Origin of the sequence: Achromobacter anxifer, assembly GCF_903652925.1 — a bacterium.
GTDB lineage: Bacteria > Pseudomonadota > Gammaproteobacteria > Burkholderiales > Burkholderiaceae_B > Achromobacter > Achromobacter anxifer.
Genome location: NZ_CAHLAR010000003.1, coordinates 778,712 through 797,286, shown reverse-complemented (window position 1 = coordinate 797,286; position 18,575 = coordinate 778,712). Strand labels below are relative to the sequence as shown.

Genomic DNA, 18,575 nt, shown 5'->3' with positions numbered 1-18,575 from the left:
GCCGCGCGCCTATTCCTCGCCGGCCGGGCGCAGCGCCGGCGGCAGCTTGCGCAGCGTCGCGGGGGTGCGCGACAGCTTGATCGGCGAACCGACGCCGCGATAGTCGCCTTGCTCCAGCACCATGCCGCGATGCCGGGTGTGCGGATGCGCCAGCGCCTGGTCCACGGTCTGCACCGCAGCTGCGGGCACGCCGCAGCGCAAGAGGCGGTCGGCCAGCGCGGCGGCCTCGTGGCCGGCCAGCAGCGCGGACAGGTCGTCGCGCAGGGCCTGGCGGTTGCGCAGGCGGTCGGCGTTGGTGGCGTAGCGCGCATCCTCGGCCAGCGCGGGCGCGTCCAGGGTCTGCGCCAGCTGCGCGAACTGGCGGTTGTTGCCCACCGCCAGGAAGATCGGGCCGCTGGCCGTGGGCAGCGTTTCGTACGGAGCGATATTCGGATGCGCGTTGCCGCTGCGCGCGGGCGTCTTGCCGCTGTAGAAGTAGTTGGGCGCGTGCGGATGCAGCAGCGACAGGGCGCAATCGTAGAGCGTGATGTCCAGGAATTGCCCCAGGCCGCTGCGGCTGCGCTCGTTGAGCGCCAGCAGGATGGCCACGGCCGCGTTCAGGCCCGTCACCATGTCCACCACCGGCAGGCCGACGCGGGTGGCGTCGCCGTCGGCCTCGCCGTTCACGCTCATCAGTCCGCACATGGCTTGCGCGCAGGCGTCGTAGCCGGGCAGGCCGCCCAGCGGGCCGTCCGCGCCGAAGCCGCTGACCCGGCAATGGATCAGCGCGGGGAAGTCGCGGCTCAGGGTCTCGTATCCCAGGCCCCACTTTTCCAGCGTGCCGGGCTTGAAGTTCTCGACCAGCACGTCGGCGTCGGCCAGCAGGTGGCGCAGCAGTTCCTGGCCCGCGGCCTGCGACAGGTCCAGCGTCATGCCGTCCTTGTTGCGGTTGACACCGATGAAGTAGGACGCGGTGTCGCCCAGGAAGGGCGGCCCCCAGCCGCGCGTCTCGTCGCCGCCGGGCGGCTCGATCTTCAGCACGTCGGCGCCGTGGTCGGCCAGGATCTGCGTGCAGTAGGGGCCGCCCAGCACGCGGGACAGGTCGATCACCTTGCAGCCGGCGAGGGCGCCGGCGTTGGGCAGTGTTGCAGCCATGTGAGGTCCGTTCAGTCGATGGAAACGTGGGCGCTCTGGATGACGTCGCGCCATTTGGGCACTTCGGCCGAGATGAAGCTGGACAGGCCCTGGGGCGTCTGGTCCTGCGCTTCGACGATGCCCTGGCTGCGCAGGGTCTGCGCGACCTCGGGGTCGGACAGCGCGGTCTTGAAAGCGCGGTTCAGGGTGTCGACCACGTCGGGCGGCGTGCCCTTGGGCGCCACGATGCCGAAGAACACGCTGACGTCGTAGCCCTTGAGGCCTTGCTCGGACAGCGTGGGCAAGTCGGGCAGCGCTTCCGAGCGCTGGGCGCTGGCCAGCCCGATGGCGCGCAGCTTGCCGGCCTTGATGTAGGGCAGCGCGGTCAGGATGTCGGTGAACGACATCGACACCTGGCCGCCCAGCAGGTCATTGAGCGCCGGCCCCGTGCCCTTGTAGGGGATGTGCATGATCAGGGTGCCGGCCATGTTGTTGAAGAGGATGCCGGCCAGGTGCGACGAGGCGCCGTTGCCCGACGAGGCATAGCTCAGCTTGTCCGGGTTCTTCTTGGCGTAGGCGATGAGCTCCTGCGCGTTGTTGGCCGGCACCGAGGGGTTCACCACCAGGATGTTGGGCAGATGGCCGATGCGGATGATGGGCGCGAAGCTGGTCTCGGGGTTGTAGCCCTGCTTCTTGTACAGGCTGACGTTGATCGCCAGCGGGCCGGAGGTGCCGAACAGCAGGGTGTAGCCATCGGGCTTGGCCGATGCCACGTACTCGGAGCCGATATTGCCGCCCGCGCCGGCGCGGTTCTCGACGATGACGTTCTGGTTCAGCGGCTGCCTGAGCTTGTCGGCCAGCCGGCGCGCCAGGGCGTCGGTGGGGCCGCCGGGCGGGAAGGGCACGATCAGCGTCACGGGCCGGGCCGAGGGAAAGGCGTCGGCGGCCAGCGCGGGCGTCACGGGGGCGATGGCGACGGCGGCCGCCAGTAGCAGGGGGGCTAGGGTTCGGTTCATGCTTGTCTCCGGTGGGGTGTGCGCGCCGGCTGTGCCGCCGGCGTCGGTGTTTACAGCGCGTATTGCAGGATGGCCCGGCACGCCGCGCTTTCGTCGGCCGGGATGGCGTAGGGGGCGCGCGGACCCAGGCGGTGCTGCAGCACCTGGTCGGCCAGCAGCGCGCGGCTTTCCAGCCCCGGCTCGGTGGCTTCCCAGCGCAAGGCAGCCATGGACACGGCGTGGTACAGCAGCGAAGCCGCCTGGCGCGCCAGTTCGGGGCGGTCGGCCTGGGCGGCATGCTCGGCCAGCGCATAGGTCTGCTCCAGCGCTTGCGCCTGCATCGCGGCCAGTTCCGGCGGGCAGGGACGCCCTTCGGCCAGCAGGCCGTCGATGTGGCTGCGCAGCGCCGGCAGCGAATTTTCCCTGCTGATGGCGCGCAGCACGTCCAGCGCCACGATGTTGCTGGTGCCTTCCCAGATGGAGCCCAGATGGGCGTCGCGCACCAGCCGCGGTTCGGTCCATTCCTCGATGTAGCCGCAGCCGCCGCGCACTTCCATGGCGTCGCCCGTCACCTTGCGGGCGTCGCGGCAGGCGCGGAACTTGATCAGCGGCGTGAGGATGCGCGCCAGCGCCGGATCTGCCGCGCCCTGGTCCGCGCCGGCCAGGGCGCGCGCGGTCTGGAACATCACGCTGCGGGCCTGCTCGGCCCAGACCGTCATCTTGACCAGCTGGCGCTGCATCAGCGGCATGTCGATCAGGCGCTTGCCGAAGGCGCGCCGGTGCTGCGAGACGTAGACCGCCTCGGTGACCGCACGGCGCATCAGGCCGGCGGCGCGCATGCCGTTCGACAGGCGCGAGTTGTTGATCATGTCGGCCATGTGCTTGAAGCCGCGGCCGCGCTCGCCCACCAGCCAGGCCACCGCGCCTTCCAGGCGGATCTCGCCGCTGGCCATCGAGCGCGTGCCCAGCTTGTCCTTCAGGCGCAGGATGCGGTAGCGGTTGTGGGTGCCGTCGGCCAGGTCGCGCGGCAGCAGGAACAGCGACACGCCCTTCAGGCCGGGCTGGGCTTCGCTGCGCGCCAGCACCATGGCGTAGCCCGCGTCGGGGTTGGAGCAGAACCACTTGTCGCCATGGATCAGCCAGGTGCCGTCGTCCTGTTCGGCGGCGGTGACCTCGGTGGCGCTGACGTCCGAGCCCGCGCCCTGTTCGGTCATGAACATGGCGCCCTGGCGCAGCGTGTCGAAGTCCTGCGAGGTCACCTGGGGCAGCACCCGTTCGACCAGTTCCGGGTCGCCGAACTTGCGCAGGGTGCGCGCCAGGGAGTCCGTCATGCTGACCGGGCAGCACAGGCCGAACTCGGCCTGCACGAAGAGATGGCTGAGCGCGTACTTGGCGGCCGCGGGCATGGGCTCGGGCCAGCCCAGCACGCCGCCGCGGTGCGATAGCGCGGCCAGGCCGAATTCGCTGTAGGCCAGGCGTTCCAGTTCGACATAGGCCGGATGCTTGTCGACGCGGGATTCGTCGGCGCCTGCGCGGCTGCGCACGGACAGCGTGGGCGGGTGCTTGTCGGCCGTGGCGGCCAGTTCGTCCATGACGCCGCCGGCCAGCGCGCCCAGGCGTTCCAGGTGGGGCAGCAGATGGGCGTGCAGCGCCGGCGGCAGGTAGCGCCGGCTCAGCGCCTCGGCATAGGGATCGGCGCTGAACAGGTTCTGCCCGCGCGAATCCGGAACGGGCGTGGCGGCGGCGGGCGCGGTCTTGACGGGGGTATCCATGGCGGCATCCTGCTGAAGACGGGAACGATGCCTGTGATGGTGCTGGCATGGATTAATCTATACAAATACTGTTTGTGTGTAGAACAATCCAAAAAAAGTATGGATTACGGACGCTAGGGAGACAAATGGACCTGGATCCGCGCCTGCTGCGCTATTTCATCGCCGTGGCCGAAGAGCGCCATTTCAGCCGCGCCGCCACGCGCCTGCACATTTCGCAGCCGCCGCTCAGCTACGCCATCCGGCAGCTGGAAGACAATGTTGGCGCGCGCCTGCTGACGCGCACCAGCCGCCACGTGGAGCTGACCGATGCGGGTCAGGTGCTGTACCGCGAAGCCCTGACCCTGCTGCGCCAGGCCGAAGAGGTGCGCACGCTGGTGCAGCGCGTGGACGCGGGCCTGCGCGGCAGGCTGCGCATCGGCTTCGTGGGTTCCATGCTGTACCGCGGCCTGCCCGCCTTGCTCAATGCCATGCGCGCCGAGCTGCCGGACGTGGAGCACGTGCTGACCGAGCTGAATTCGCACGACCAGATCGAAGCCGTGCGCCGCGGCGAACAGGACCTGGGCTTCATCCACGCCAACCCGGTGCCGCAAGGCGTGCAGGCGCGCGACCTGATGGCCGAGCCTTTCATGGTCTGCCTGCCGCAGGCGCATCCGCTGGCCGGCCGCGCATCCTTGCGGCTGGCGGAACTGGCGGCGGATGACTTCGTGTTCTTCGCCCGGGCCGCGTCGCCCAGCTATTACGAGACAGTGCTGTCCATGTGCGTGGCGGCGGGCTTCATGCCCGTGATCCGACACGAGGTCAGGCATTGGCTGAGCGTGGCCTCGCTGGTGTCGCAGGGACTGGGCGTTTCCATCGTGCCGGCCTGCCTGTCGCGCAGCGGCCTGGCGGGGACGCGCTTCATCGCCTTCGAGCACGAGGCCCGTTCGGTCAGCCAGATGATCTGGCCCGAGGCCGCGCGTTCGCCGCTGCAGGAAAAGGCGGTGGAAATGGCGGCGCGGCATGACTGGGATCCTCCCGCCGCGCCGGGCCGCGCGCCAGACGGGTAGGCAGAACCCGTCCGAAGGCTTATCGTTAGGAGTACTTCCGCGATTTCCGGCTTTTTTGCCATGCCCCATCGATCAGTCCTGCCGCTCACGCGCCGCAGGCGTTTCATCACCAGGCTGCGCCATTGCGGCCCTCCGGCGAAGCACTGAAACCCGTTCCAGGCGTTTCGGTTCCACTTCTCCGGAGTCTCTCGTGGAAATTCCTTTTTCGTTTCATCCGCGTCTTTTCGACGCGTTGCGCGGTTACGACCGTACCCGCTTCGTGCAGGACATCGGCGCCGGCCTCACGGTGGCCGTGGTGGCCCTGCCGCTGGCCATGGCGTTCGCCATCGGCTCGGGCCTCAAGCCGGAGGCGGGTCTCTTCACCTCCATCATCGCGGGCTTTCTGATCGCACTGCTGGGCGGCAGCCGGGTGCAGATCGGCGGCCCGGCGGGCGCCTTCATCGTCATCGTCTACGACATCGTGCAGCAGTACGGCGTGGCCAACCTGATCATCGCCACGGCGCTGTCCGGCGTGCTGCTGTTCGTGATGGGGCTGCTCAGGCTGGGCACGCTGGTGCGCTTCATCCCCGTCGCCGTGATCATCGGCTTTACCAATGGCATCGCGGTGCTGATCGCCCTGTCGCAGGTCAAGGACTTCCTGGGGCTGACCATTCCCAAGATGCCGGGCGATTTCTTCGGCATCCTCGGCGCGCTGGGCGGCCACCTGGCCACGCTTAACCCCTGGGCCGCCGCCGTGGCGCTGGGGTCGCTGGCGGTGATCGTGGGCTGGCAGCGTTGGCTGCCGAAATGGGGCGGCCAGCGGACGGCCAGGCTGGCCCGGGTGCCGGGCTCCATCGTTGCGCTGGTGCTGGCCACGGCGGCGGTGGCGGTGTTCGGCCTGCCCGTCGAAACCATAGGCAGCCGCTTCGGCGGCATACCGGCGGCGTTGCCGGACTTCACCTTGCCGGCATTCAGCTGGGAATCGGCCCGTTTCCTGCTGATGCCCACGATCACGCTGGCGGCGCTGGGCGCCATCGAGTCGCTGCTGTGCGCGCGGGTGGCCGACGGCATGATAGGAGACCGGCACGACCCCAACCAGGAACTCATGGCCCAGGGCGTCGCCAACTTCGTCACGCCGTTCTTCGGCGGCATGCCGGCCACGGGCACCATCGCGCGCACGGTGACCAACGTGAAAAGCGGCGCCACCAGCCCGGTCGCGGGCATGGTGCACGCGCTGGTGCTGCTTGTGGTGATGCTGGCGGCCGCGCCGCTGGCGGCTTCGATACCGTTGGCCACCCTGGCCGCCATCCTGATGTTCGTGGCCTGGAACATGGGCGAATGGCGCGAGTTCGCGCGGCTCAGGACCTACCGGCTGCCGTACCGGGTGACGCTGGTGTCGGTGTTCCTGCTGACGGTGATCTTCGATCTGACGGTCGCGGTGGAGTTCGGCATCTTCGCCGCCTGCCTGACCTTCATCTACCGTATATCCAGCCTGTCGCGCGCCGAACGCATCACGGCCGCGGAGCAGCCGCTGCTGGCCGGCCAGGACGGGAAGATCGCGGTCTGGCGCCTGTACGGCACCGTCTTCTTCGGCGCCACCAAGCTGGTGGAATCGCTGGAGGACCGCCTGCCGGCCCGCGCGCTGGTGCTGGACCTGAAGAACGTGATCTACGTGGACTCGACCGGCGCCGAGGCGCTGGAAGCGCTGAGCCAGGCGTGCGAGAAGCGGGGCGTGGCGCTGATCGTCTCGGGCCTGATGGGACAGCCGCAGGACATCGTGCGCCGTATCGGCCTGTACCAGCGGCTGCAAGGGCATCTGCAGCCCGACGTGGCGAGCGCGACGGCGGCAGCCGTGGCGCTGGCAGACGGAGAGGCCTAGCGGTCAGGGAAAGGGCGGCGCCTGCGCCGGCCGCCCTGACCAGGGCCGCCCTGACCAGGACCGCTCGGGCGCCCGATTCCTAGCGGAAGACGACGGTCTTGTTGCGGTTCAGCAGGATGCGGTGCTCGACGTGGCTGCGCACGGCGCGCGACAGCACCAGGGATTCGATGTCGCTGCCGACCTGGGTCAGGTCCTGGGCGGTCATCGTGTGGTCCACGCGTTCGATGTCCTGGTCGATGATCGGGCCTTCGTCCAGGTCCGAGGTCACGTAGTGGGCGGTGGCGCCGATGATCTTGACGCCGCGGGCATGCGCCTGGTGGTAGGGGCGCGCACCCTTGAAGCTGGGCAGGAAGCTGTGGTGGATGTTGATGGCGCGGCCGTTCAGCGCGCGGCACATGTCTTCCGACAGGATCTGCATGTAGCGGGCCAGCACCACCAGGTCGATGCCTTCCTGGTCGACCAGGGCCAGCACCTGCTTTTCCTGTTCCGCCTTGGTGTCGGCGGTGACCGGCAGGTGGTGGAACGGGATACCGTAGGACGCCGCCAGGCTGGCGTAGTCGTTGTGGTTCGAGACGATGGCGGCCACTTCGGCATGCAGATGGCCGCTATGCACGCGGAACAGCAGGTCGTTCAGGCAGTGGCCCTGCTTGCTGACCATGATCAGCAGGCGTTCCTTGCGGCGGGCGTCATGCAGCTTCAACTCCATGCCGTACTCGGCCGACATCCCGTCCAGCCGCGCGCGCAGGTCGCTGGCGGCCACACCCGCCGGGACGTCGAAGTGCACCCGCAGGAAGAAGCGGCCGGTCTCTTCGTCGCCGAACTGCTGCGAATCCAGGATGTTGCAACCCAATTCGAACAACAGGCCGCTGACGCGGTACACGATGCCCGTGCGGTCGGGGCAGGACAGGGTCAGGATGTAGTCGTTGTGCTGCATGGTTCAGGAGACAGGAGAAAAGGGAAATTTCAGACGCGCCAGGGCCTCTTCGGCCAGGGCCAGGCTGGAGGTCAGCCCCGGAGATTCTATGCCGAACAGGTTCACCAGGCCGGGCACGCCGTGCGCGGCTGGGCCGGCAATGACGAAGTCGGCGGCGGGTTCGTGCGGGCCGGAGATCTTGGGGCGGATGCCGGTGTAGCCCGGCGCCAGCGCGTCGTCGGGCAGGGCCGGCCAATAGCTGCGGACGGCGGCGTAGAACACCTCGGCGCGGGCCGGATCCAGCGTGTAGTCCTCGGTGCCGACCCATTCGGTGTCGGGGCCGAACTTGGCCTGGCCGCCCAGGTCCAGCGTCAGATGCACGCCCAGGCCGGCATGTTGCGGCACCGGATAGATCAGGCGCGAGAACGGCGCGCGGCCGGACAGCGTGAAATAGCTGCCCTTGCACAGGTAATCGGTGGGGATGCTGGAAGCAGGCAGGCCCTCGATGCGGCGCGCCAGCGCCGGCGCCTGCAGGCCGGCCGAATTGATCAGCACGTTGCAGCTCAGGGTCATGGCCTCGTCGCCGCCAAACTGCAGCTCGAAGCCGCCTTCGGGGCGGACGCGGCCGGACACCAGCGGCGTGTGGAACACGCATTGGGCGCCGGCGTTTTCGGCGTCGCCCTGGAACGACAGCATCAGCGCATGGCTGTCGACGATGCCGGTGGACGGCGAGGACAGCGCCGCGGTGCAGCGCAGCGCCGGCTCCAGGCGCATGGCATCTTCGCCGGAAATGAATTGCAGGTCGTCGACGCCGTTGGCGCGGGCGCGCTGGGCAATGCCTTCGAGCTGCGCGGCCTGTTCGGTGTCGGTGGCGACGATGAGCTTGCCCAGGCGCTTGTAGGGCACGCCGCGCTCGGCGCAATAGGCGTACAGCAGATGCTTGCCGCGCACGCAGAGGCGGGCCTTGAGGCTGCCCGCCGGGTAATAGATGCCGGCGTGTATGACTTCGGAATTGCGCGAGCTGGTGCCGGTGCCGATGGCCTCGGTGGCTTCCGCCACCAGCACTTCGCGGCCCGACTGGGCCAGCGCCCGCGCGATCGCCAGGCCCACCACTCCCGCGCCGATGACGACGCAATCCACATCCACGCTCATGGCGTCTTCCTTTCCGACCGCGCGCCGGCCGGGGTCAGATCGAAGCCGCCGGCATGGAAGACCAGCGGCGGTTCGCCGCTATGGCCGCAGCGTTCGACCTCGCCCACCATGATGATGTGGTCGCCCTCGACGTAGCGGCTGCGGTTGTGGCATTCGAACCAGGCGGCGCAATGTCCGTCCAGCATGGGCGTGCCACCCGGCGCGTGGTGCACCGTCAGGCCGGCGTAGCGGTCCGGCGTCTTGCCGGTGGCGAAGCGGCGCGCCAGCGCGATCTGCTCCGAGCCCAGCACGTTGACGACATAGCGCTCGCACTGCTCGAAGGCGGCCAGCGACGACGAGTTGCGCGACAGGCTCCACAGCACCAGCGGCGGATTCAGCGAGACGGAATTGAAGGAGCTGACCGTCAGTCCGATGGGCGCGCCGTCCAGGCCGGCGGCCGTCACGACGGTCACGCCCGTGGCGTAGCGGCCCAGCGCGGTGCGGAAAAAGGCGGCGTCAAAATCAGGGGAGGAGGCGGGCATGCAATTGTTAATTGGAACGGGCGCGCGCGGCGCCCGGCATCAAGGCGACAGGCGTTCGATCTTCCAGACCTGGCCGTCGGCGACATAGCGCAGGCGGTCATGCAGGCGCGAGGGCCGGCCTTGCCAGAATTCGAAGGCGGTGGGCTTCAGGCGGTAGCCGCCCCAGTGCGGCGGGCGCGGCGGCTGTTCGCCGTAGCGCTCGCGGAATTCCTGCTCGCGGGCTTCCAGCTCTTCGCGGGTGATCGGCTGGCTCTGGCGCGAGGCCCAGGCGCCGATGCGCGAACCGGTGGGCCGGCTGTGATAGTAGGCGTCCGATTCGTCGGCCGGCACCTTCTCGACCACGCCCTCGATCCGGATCTGGCGTTCCAGGGGCTGCCAGAAGAACAGCAGGCTGGCGCGCGGCTCGGCCTGCAGGTCCAGGCCCTTGCGGGATTCGTAGTTGGTGAAGAACGTGAAGCCGCGCTCGTCGAAACCCTTGATCAGGACGATGCGCGCGCTCGGCTGGCCGCTGGCGTCCACCGTGGCCAGGGTCATGGCGTTGGGCTCGGGGACCTTGGCGGCCAGGGCTTCGTCGAACCAGCGGGTGAATTGCTCGAACGGGGAAGCCGCGGCCTGGGTTTCCAGCAGCACGTTCTTGTCGTAGCTTTGACGCAGATCTGAGACGGACATGGGGCGTAGAGTTCAGCGTTGATAACAAGGAGTTTATACCGCCTGGGAGGCGGCACCCTTATTGACCCCGCTCAGGTCGCAGGCAAGATTTCCCGGGCGCGCGCCTCAGGCGCCTTCCGGCAGGGCCTGCCCGTCCAGTTCCAGCCGGCGCGCGATGGCGTCCAGGCGGGCGTCGTGGATGCCGGCGGCGCGCAGCGCCTGAGCGGTCTGCACCACGTATTCGGTGCAGGGGCCGTAGCGCCCGGCGGCGCGGCGCACGATGGCCAGCAGCTCGGGCTCGGGCAGGGCGCGGATATAGGCCGGGTTGTCCCGGTTCATGATGAAGACCAGCGCCCGGACGGTGCCGGATTCGGTGGTGCAGTTGAGCCAGCGCGGCAGATAGGCCCCGGTGGACATTTCGCGGTCCCACAGCGCGGGGAAATAGGTGGGCACCTGATCGCCCGCCAGCCTGTAGACCACGCCCCGGCAGGAGCCGCCGCGGTCCAGGCCGAACACCAGGCCCGGGCATTCCGGCGTGCCGCGGTTGACGCGCGACCACAGGCACAGCGCGCGGTGGTGGCCGCGCAGGGTCGCCAGGCGGCGTTCGACGAAATCGAAATCAGGACGCCATACCAGGGAGCCGTAGCCGTACACCCAGACGTCTTCGCCGGCTTGCCAGTGGCGCAGGGCCTCATCCAGGGAGGCCTGCCGTTCTTCCGGCGTCCAAAGGCGAAAGGGCAGGCTGGCGCCGGCGTGGCCGGCGGCGGGAGGAGAAGACTGCATGTTCACGGCTACTGTTGTTTCCGGTCAGACTCGATCGGGGGATTGCGGTTGGCCCAGCCTCCGGCCATCAGGGCGACTGAATAGGCCCAGAACAAGGGGGCAACGCCAATTACCGCACCAAGCGCGCCGAAGGTCAACGGCAGGGACACCTGGGAGCCATTGATCAGGGCCATCCGCAGGCCCACGGCCTCGGCTGCCCGGCCCGGGGGCGAATGCTGGTGCAGCAGCGACAGCATGCTGGGCTGACAACAGCCCAACGCCAGTCCCAGGATGAAAGACAGCACGATCAGGATCGTAACGTCGGTGAACATCGGGTAAAGCATGAAATCGATGGCGGCCGTTGCCATTGCCGCCCGCACCAGCGTCCAGGACCGCACGCGACGCTGAATGAAGGGCAATACCAGGCGGATGATGAAAGTTGCCGCCGCGAAGGACGCAAGTATGATGCCGATCGTGGTGGCCGACAGGCCGATGGCGACGCCGAAAATGGGCACGACGAACAGATGCGTGTCCCACGCGCCGGACAAAATGGTGTTGACCATCAGGATGCGGCGCAGCGCCGGTACTTCCAGCAATTCCGTAACACGGCGCTTTTCGGCTTCTTTTTTGCCGGACAGCTGCGAATCCACCGCCTTCAATTGGTGACGCAAGGCATACAGCCCGCCCGCCGACAGCAGCGGACCCAGGGTCAGCAGGCCGAAGGCCAGGCGCGTGCCCAGATGGTCAATGGCCAGCCCCGCGATCAGCGGGCCCGAGAACCCGGACCCCGCCAGCGCCAGCGACATGAAGGAAAAATTGCGCAGGCGCTGCGCCGGCTCGGCGTGGCCCAGCAGATCCTGCGTCGCGACCTGGTGCAGCATGAAGCCGATGCCGATGCAACAGGACGCGATCAGCAGGGCGAACTGGGTCTGCGAGATGAAGGGCAGCGCCGTGCCCACGGCCACCAGGGAAGTGCCGATCACCAGCGGCCGGACGATGCCGACCCGGTCGACCCAGCGCCCGGCGCGCACGGAAAACAGCATGGGAAGCACCGCGAACACGGCGACCAGGGTGCCCACCTTGAAGGTCGACAGTCCCATCTGCAGCGCGGTCAGCGAGACAGTGATCCGTCCCCCTGTAAGCGCCACGTGATTCATCATGGCCAGCAGGCACAAAAGCACCGCCCCGGAAAATTCCGGGGAACTGGGTGACGAGGAGGGGGATCTGAGAGGAGTGGACACGGATACGGCTTAACTGCATTCATTCTGGCCATAACGTCGCCCTATGTCGAGGCGAGGTCGTTTTGCGCTGCGGCAAAGCCATATTGGCGCCAATCGCGAGATAGGCGCCATCTAGCGGCCAACTCGCATGCTTATGGCGCGAGATGGCGGCACGTTCGGCGCATGTGCGGGTCAGTGCTTCCATAGGCCGGGCGCAAGACGTTGTATCGTTCATGCAACGGAACAATCGCACTAGTGCTTGACGTCCGGTGCCGCTTTACCGTTTTTCACCGTTTCGCCACATATCGTCGATTCTTCCGACGGACTGCGCGTTTAGGATGTGCAGGCACCGTCGGCAAGTCTGCTTTTGCCTGGTCCGCAATCCGCAATCCGCAATACCGGCGACGGGCCGATCCCCGGCGCCACATCCGGCAGGTTCAATGAAAAAGTCTCGCAGCAAGTTCAAGCGCTACTCCCTGATCGCCGTTTTGCTTCTGTTAGCAGTCATTGGCGCGCGCGCCGCTTTCTTCCCGGCGTCGCCGCCAGCCACTTTCGCGGTGGCCGAGGTCACCCGCGCCAATCTCGAAGACAGCGTGCTGGCCAGCGGCACCCTCGATGCCATCGAGCGCGTCAGCGTGGGCGCCCAGGCCACCGGCCAACTCAAGTCGCTGAAGGTGGCGCTGGGCGACCGCGTCAAAAAGGGCCAGCTGGTCGCCGAGATCGACGACATGACCCAGCAGAACGAGCTGCGCAATGCCGAGGCCGCCTTGCAGACCCGGCGCGCCGAGCGGACCGCCAAGGTCGCGGTGCTGAAGCAGGCCGAACTCGCCTTTCGCCGCCAGCGCCAGATGCTGGCGGCCGACGCCAGTTCGCGCGAAGCCTACGAGAACGCCGAGGCCACGCTGGGCGTGACCCGGGCCGAGATCGCCTCGCTGGACGCGCAGATCGCCCAGGCCGAGATCCAGGTCGACACAGCCCGCGTCAACCTGGGCTACACCCGCATCGTCTCGCCCATCGACGGCATGGTGGTGGCCGTGGTCACCAAGGAAGGCCAGACCGTCAACTCGATCCAGAGCGCGCCCACCATCATCAAGGTGGCCCAGGTGGACACCATGACCGTCAAGGCGCAGATTTCCGAGGCGGACGTCACCCGCGTGAAGCCTGGCCTGCCGGTGTACTTCACCATCCTGGGCGAACCGGACCAGCGCTATCGCGCCCAGCTGCGCGCGGTGGAGCCGGCACCGGACTCGGTGCAGAAGGACGATGCGACCGCCAGCCTGACGGGTTCCTCCAGCGGCAGCTCCACCACCGCCGCCGTCTACTACAACGGCCTGTTCGACGTGCCCAACCCGGACGAGAAGCTGCGCATCTCCATGACCGCCCAGGTCTTCATCGTGCTGGGCGAGGCCAAGGACACCGTGGTGGTGCCGTCCTCGGCGCTGGGCAAGCGCGGCGAGGACGGCCGCTACGCCGTGCGCGTGGTGCTGAAGGACAACAAGACGGAGACCCGCCAGGTCCGGATCGGCATGAACAACAACGTCCAGGCGCAGGTGCTGGAGGGGCTGGAGGTGGGCGAGCGCGTCGTGTCGGCGGATGCCGCGCCGGCCGCCGCGGCGCCGGGGGCCTGAGATGAGCGGCCCCCTGATTTCGCTGAAGGGCGTGCGCCGCGAGTTCCCCGCGGGCGAGCAGACCATCGCCGTCCTGAAGGACATCGACCTGGCCATCGAGGCCGGCGAGATGGTGGCGATCGTGGGCGCGTCCGGCTCGGGCAAGTCCACGCTCATGAACATCCTGGGCTGCCTGGACCGCCCGACCCGCGGCGAGTACCGGGTGGACGGCCGCAGCACGGGCGAGCTGGATCCGGACGAACTGGCCGAGTTGCGCCGCGAGCATTTCGGCTTCATCTTCCAGCGCTATCACCTGCTGTCCGACCTGACGGCGCAAGGCAACGTCGAAGTGCCGGCGGTCTATGCCGGCAAACAGCGCGAGGCGCGCCTCGAACGTGCCAATGAACTGCTGCGGCGGCTGGGCCTGGGCGAGCGCTCCGAACACCGGCCCGGCCAGCTGTCCGGCGGCCAGCAGCAGCGCGTCAGCATCGCGCGCGCCCTGATGAATGGCGGCGACATCATCCTGGCCGACGAGCCGACCGGCGCGCTGGACACGCATACCGGCCAGGAAGTGCTGCGCATCCTGGAGGAGCTGAACGCGGCGGGCCACACCATCATCATCGTCACGCACGACATGAACGTGGCGCGCCATGCCCAGCGCATCATTGAGATCAGCGACGGCGAGATCGTCGCCGACAAGCGCAATCCCGACGCGCCGCGGCGCGAGCACGTCAAGGAAGAGGCGCCGGCGCTGGCGGCGCGGCCGGTCTGGCAGGCTTACCTGGACCGTTGCGGCGAGGCCCTGCGCATGGCGCTCCTGGCCATGAACGCGCACCGTCTGCGCACCTCGCTGACCATGCTGGGCATCATCATCGGCATCGCGGCGGTGGTGTCGGTGGTGGCGCTGGGAGAAGGGTCGCGCCGCAAGATCCTGGACGACATCAGCGAGATTGGCACCAATACGGTGGAGATATTCCCCGGCAAGGACTTCGGCGACGAGAAGGCCGTCAACATCCGCACCCTGGTGCCGGCCGACGCGGACGCGCTGGCGCGCGAATCCTATGTGGACAGCGTCACGCCGGAGGTCTCCACCAGCAACACGCTGCGTTACCGCAACGTGTCGGTGAACGGCGTGATCCAGGGCGTGGGCGAGCAGTACTTCCGCGTGCGGGCCATCAAGCTGGCCCAGGGCAAGTTCTTCGACGACATCAGCGTGACGCGGCGCGCCCAGGAGGTCGTGATCGACGACGGCACCCGGCGCAAGCTGTTCGGCTCGCATACCGAGCCCATCGGACAGGTGGTGTTCCTGGGATCGATGCCGGCGCGCGTGATCGGCGTGACGCAGAAGAAGGACACCGTCTTCGGCAGCAATGACTCGCTGAACGTGTGGATTCCCTACACCACGGCGTTGTCGCGCGTGCTGGGCCAGCAGCACCTGAAGAGCATCACGGTGCGGGTCAACGACGCCACGCCGCCCGCCGCGGCGGAGCAGGCCATCGTGCGCACGCTGACGCGGCGCCACGTGACCAAGGACTTCTTCGTGTTCAACACGGACGCGATCCGCAAGACCATCGAACGCACCACCGCCACCATGACGCTGCTGGTGTCCATGATCGCGCTGATTTCGCTGATGGTGGGCGGCATCGGCGTGATGAACATCATGCTGGTATCGGTGACCGAGCGCACCCGCGAGATCGGCGTGCGCATGGCGGTGGGCGCGCGGCGCAGCGACATCATGCAGCAGTTCCTGATCGAGGCGGTGCTGGTGTGCCTGATCGGCGGCGCCATCGGCATCGTCCTGTCCCTGGGGCTGGGCGTGCTGGTGTCCAAGGCCACCGGCGGTTCGTTCAAGATGGTGTATTCCACGGCATCGATGGTGGCGGCGTTCACCTGCTCCACGCTGATCGGTGTGCTTTTTGGCTATTTGCCGGCGCGCAATGCGGCGCGCCTGGATCCCGTAGAGGCGCTGGCCCGGGAATGAGGACGATGAAAGCGGTTTCCCTGATCTGCAAACCCGGCGCCCTGGCGCTGCTGCTGGCGCTGGCCGGTTGCGGCAGCCTGCTGCACACCGACTACGAGCCGCCCGCGACCACGGCGCCCGCGGCCTGGACCCATGCGCCGGCCAGCGACGTGCAGGCCGGGCCTCTGGCCGATGGCGGCCAGTGGTGGCGCAAGTTCAACGACCCCGTGCTGGACGGACTGGTCGACGCCGCGCTGACGCGCAACAACGACCTGGCCGCCGCCGCGATCCGCGTGCGCCGCGCGCAATATCAGGCCGGCATCACCGAGGACAAGCTGTTGCCGCAACTGGGCGGCAATGCCGACGTGACGCGCAACCGCAATCTGCATGGCGATCGCGCCATCACTCGGACCAATGCGGCGCAACTGACCGTCAGCTACGAAGTGGACCTGTGGGGCAAGCTGTCCAGCCAGCGCGACGCCGCGCAGTGGGAAGCCCTGGCGACCGAGCAGGACCGCCAGAGCGCGGCGCTGTCGCTGGTGGGCACCACCGCCACGCTCTACTGGCAGACCGCCTTCATCAACCAGCGCATTGCCAGCAGCGCCGAAAGCATCGCCTACGCGCGCAAGACGCAGGACCTGGTGCGCGCCCAGTACGCGGCGGGCGGCGCATCGGCGCTGGAAATGGCCGAGGCCGAACAGACCGTGGCCAGCCAGCAGGCCGCGCACACGCTGCTGGTGCAGCAGCGCGTCGAATACGCGAACGCACTGACCATCTTGTTCGACGGTCCGCCGGACCGCATGATGGCCGATCCCGCGCGGCTGCCGCAATATCCGCTACCCGAAGCCCGCGCCGGCGTCCCGGCCGAACTGCTGGGCCGCCGCCCGGACCTGCGCGCCGCCGAACTGCGCCTGCGCCAGGCGCTATCCACCGTCGACGCGACCCGCGCCAGCTTCTATCCGCCGCTGACCCTGACCGGCGCCCTGGGAAGTTCGAGCCCGACGCTCTCGGACGTCCTGAAGAATCCGGTGGGTTCCCTGGGGGCGGCGCTGACGCTGCCTTTCCTGCAATGGAACCAGATGCAGCTCAACATCAAGATTTCCAAGGCCGACTACGAAGAGCGCGTGGTCAATTTCCGCCAGGCGCTGTACCAGGCGATGGCGGACGTGGAGAACGCCTTGTCGAACCGCACCCAGCTGCGCTTGCAGGCCGAGCAGCTGGACGCGTCGCTGCGCGCGGCGCGGGAAGCCGAGAGGTTGTATGAGGTGCGTTATCGGGCGGGGGCGGTGTCGTTGAAGGACTGGCTGGATGCGCAGGAGAAGCGGCGGGTGGCTGAGGTTTCTCGGGATGAGAATATGTTGAATCGGTTGGTGAATCAGGTGGTGGTTTATCAGGCATTAGGCGGGGATGATGTTGGTGGCGGTGTTATTGAGTCTGCTGCTGGCGGGGCGTCGGGATCTTAAGACGCCCGTCGCGTCGGCGTTGCGGGCCGCGCGGGTCAACGATTGCGGTCCGGAGCCTTCGCTCCGGACTTCCCCGTCGTCATCTTCGTCACCGCCTTCGGCGGTTCCTTCAGATTCCCTCGGGCTTATCGACTCCCCGCGCGGCCCGCAACGCCGACGCGACGGGCTCTGCCGTTTGAAACTTGGCGTCAGCCGGGGCGATCTGTCTCCGTAGGGTTCTCGCCGACGGCGGGGTGGGGCGAAGGTCTTGCGGGGCCCGCCCCAGGCCGGCCGCGCGGGCGGCCTTTTGGGGCTTACGCGGCGTCTTGCGATTGGTGATGGCGCTGCGCGCCGCTGACGGTCCGGTACAACCAACGACACCCATATGCCAAAGAAGGCCGCCCGCGCGGCCGTCTTTGGCGTCCCTGCAAGATCTTTCTCTCATCTTCGTCGGGGAGCAGAATGCCAAGCACACTGCCCGTCCCTGTGGCCGGCAAGATTCAATCAGCGGAGCCCGGTGCGGCGGTGCCCTGCGTGGCGCGGGGCGTCGATAAGCCCGAGGGAATCCGAAGGCAGTCGCCGGAGGCGACAACGAGGATGACGCAGGGGAAGTCCGGAGCGAAGGCTCCGGACCGCAATCGTTGCCCCGCGCCACGCAGGGCACCGCCGTGCCGGGCGTCTAAAGAAGCAGCACCCGTCCCACAAAGCCCGCCTGCAATAAAATACGCCCCCATGAACACCCCAGAACCCCAAGCCGACCTCGACCGCCGCTTCGGCAGTCTCTCCCGCCTGTACGGCCCCGAAGCCCCGACCCGCCTGCGCAATGCGCACGTGGCGGTCGCCGGGCTGGGCGGCGTCGGCTCCTGGACCGTCGAGGCCCTGGCGCGCTGCGGGGTAGGCGCATTGACGCTCATCGACCTGGACCACATCGCAGAATCCAACGTCAACCGCCAGATCCACGCCCTCACTGCCACGTTAGGCCAATCCAAGGTCGACGCCATGGCCGAGCGCGTGCTGGCGATCAATCCGGAATGCCGGCTGACGCGGGTGGATGATTTCGTTTCGCCCGAGAACGTCGCCGAGGTCCTGCCCGGCCCGTACTCCGTCATCATCGACTGCACCGACCAGGCCGCGGCCAAGATCGCGATGATCCTGCACGCGCGGGAAATCGGCGTGCCCATGCTGTTGTGTGGCGGCGCGGGCGGAAAGACCGATCCGCTGGCCCTGCGCGCCGGCGACCTGTCGGCCGCGGTCAATGATGCGCTGCTGTCCAAGCTGCGCAACAAGCTGCGCCGGGAGCACGGTTTTCCTCGGGCTTCCGACCAGAACGGCCGGGCCCTGAAGCGCGTGCCGAAAATGGGCATCCACGCCCTGTGGTTCGACCAGCCCGCCATCCTGCCCGACGCCTGGACCCGGCCCGCCGAGGGCGAGGACGACATGGGCGCCTCGGGTGAGACCCTGGCGCCGCAAGGCCTGTCCTGCGCCGGATATGGCTCGGTCGTGACCGTCACGGCCGCCATGGGCATGGCGGCGGCCAACGAAGCCCTGCGCCTGGCCCTGTAGGGC

15 protein-coding genes are annotated in these 18,575 nt (G+C 68.2%); 6 read left to right on the top strand and 9 right to left on the bottom strand.

Features of this window, described 5'->3' with window-relative positions; all coding sequences use genetic code 11:
* Positions 1–9: 9 nt before the first annotated feature.
* Genes HWY37_RS12945 through HWY37_RS12935 form a run of 3 tightly spaced genes read right to left on the bottom strand, consistent with a single transcriptional unit; the run spans position 10 to position 3,880 of the window.
* Complete coding sequence (locus HWY37_RS12945) at positions 10–1,134, bottom strand: CaiB/BaiF CoA transferase family protein (protein WP_175205247.1); 1,125 nt, start codon at positions 1,132–1,134, stop codon at positions 10–12.
* 11 nt (positions 1,135–1,145) lie between these two features.
* Positions 1,146–2,129 (bottom strand): Bug family tripartite tricarboxylate transporter substrate binding protein, encoded by a 984-nt coding sequence (locus HWY37_RS12940; RefSeq protein WP_176088774.1) that lies wholly within the window; start codon positions 2,127–2,129, stop codon positions 1,146–1,148.
* A 50-nt stretch (positions 2,130–2,179) separates the two neighbouring features.
* On the bottom strand, positions 2,180–3,880 hold the full coding sequence (locus HWY37_RS12935; protein ID WP_176088773.1) for an acyl-CoA dehydrogenase family protein: 1,701 nt from the start codon (positions 3,878–3,880) through the stop codon (positions 2,180–2,182).
* A 125-nt stretch (positions 3,881–4,005) separates the two neighbouring features.
* Here HWY37_RS12935 and HWY37_RS12930 point away from each other — a divergent pair, with 125 nt between their 5' ends.
* Both HWY37_RS12930 and HWY37_RS12925 read left to right on the top strand, forming a co-directional pair.
* Positions 4,006–4,926 (top strand): LysR family transcriptional regulator, encoded by a 921-nt coding sequence (locus tag HWY37_RS12930; protein ID WP_175205244.1) that lies wholly within the window; start codon positions 4,006–4,008, stop codon positions 4,924–4,926.
* 190 nt (positions 4,927–5,116) lie between these two features.
* Positions 5,117–6,784, top strand: coding sequence for a SulP family inorganic anion transporter (locus tag HWY37_RS12925; RefSeq protein WP_175205243.1), 1,668 nt, complete (start codon positions 5,117–5,119; stop codon positions 6,782–6,784).
* A gap of 79 nt (positions 6,785–6,863) precedes the next feature.
* On the opposite strand, the gene purU is transcribed toward HWY37_RS12925, so the two are convergent.
* From purU to HWY37_RS12895, 6 genes are all read right to left on the bottom strand, one after another.
* Entirely contained in the window at positions 6,864–7,718 is an 855-nt protein-coding gene (purU, locus tag HWY37_RS12920) for a formyltetrahydrofolate deformylase (protein ID WP_119452128.1), read from the bottom strand.
* Positions 7,719–7,721: 3 nt separating this feature from the next.
* Positions 7,722–8,849 carry an NAD(P)/FAD-dependent oxidoreductase gene (locus HWY37_RS12915; protein WP_175205242.1) on the bottom strand — a complete coding sequence of 376 codons (1,128 nt, stop codon included), beginning with the start codon at positions 8,847–8,849 and terminating at the stop codon, positions 7,722–7,724.
* Positions 8,846–9,370: a flavin reductase family protein gene (locus HWY37_RS12910; protein ID WP_176088772.1), complete on the bottom strand. Its 525-nt coding sequence runs from the start codon at positions 9,368–9,370 to the stop codon at positions 8,846–8,848. Before HWY37_RS12910 ends, HWY37_RS12915 begins: the two co-directional genes overlap by 4 nt.
* A 39-nt stretch (positions 9,371–9,409) precedes the next feature.
* Complete coding sequence (pdxH, locus tag HWY37_RS12905; protein ID WP_176088771.1) at positions 9,410–10,039, bottom strand: pyridoxamine 5'-phosphate oxidase; 630 nt, start codon at positions 10,037–10,039, stop codon at positions 9,410–9,412.
* Between the two features lie 105 nt (positions 10,040–10,144).
* Positions 10,145–10,807, bottom strand: a complete 663-nt coding sequence (locus HWY37_RS12900; protein WP_373418140.1) for a gamma-glutamylcyclotransferase — start codon at positions 10,805–10,807, stop codon at positions 10,145–10,147.
* Positions 10,808–10,809: 2 nt separating this feature from the next.
* Complete coding sequence (locus HWY37_RS12895) at positions 10,810–11,940, bottom strand: MFS transporter (RefSeq protein ID WP_246302271.1); 1,131 nt, start codon at positions 11,938–11,940, stop codon at positions 10,810–10,812.
* 500 nt (positions 11,941–12,440) lie between these two features.
* Here HWY37_RS12895 and HWY37_RS12890 point away from each other — a divergent pair, with 500 nt between their 5' ends.
* The 4 genes from HWY37_RS12890 (at position 12,441) to HWY37_RS12875 (ending at position 18,572) form a co-directional block, all read left to right on the top strand.
* Entirely contained in the window at positions 12,441–13,628 is a 1,188-nt protein-coding gene (locus tag HWY37_RS12890) for an efflux RND transporter periplasmic adaptor subunit (protein WP_176088770.1), read from the top strand.
* Position 13,629: 1 nt separating this feature from the next.
* Positions 13,630–15,588: a MacB family efflux pump subunit gene (locus HWY37_RS12885; RefSeq protein ID WP_175205236.1), complete on the top strand. Its 1,959-nt coding sequence runs from the start codon at positions 13,630–13,632 to the stop codon at positions 15,586–15,588.
* A 5-nt stretch (positions 15,589–15,593) separates the two neighbouring features.
* Positions 15,594–17,030 carry an efflux transporter outer membrane subunit gene (locus HWY37_RS12880; protein WP_176088769.1) on the top strand — a complete coding sequence of 479 codons (1,437 nt, stop codon included), beginning with the start codon at positions 15,594–15,596 and terminating at the stop codon, positions 17,028–17,030.
* Positions 17,031–17,741: 711 nt separating this feature from the next.
* Complete coding sequence (locus HWY37_RS12875) at positions 17,742–18,572, top strand: tRNA threonylcarbamoyladenosine dehydratase (protein ID WP_176088768.1); 831 nt, start codon at positions 17,742–17,744, stop codon at positions 18,570–18,572.
* The last annotated feature ends 3 nt before the right edge of the window (positions 18,573–18,575 follow it).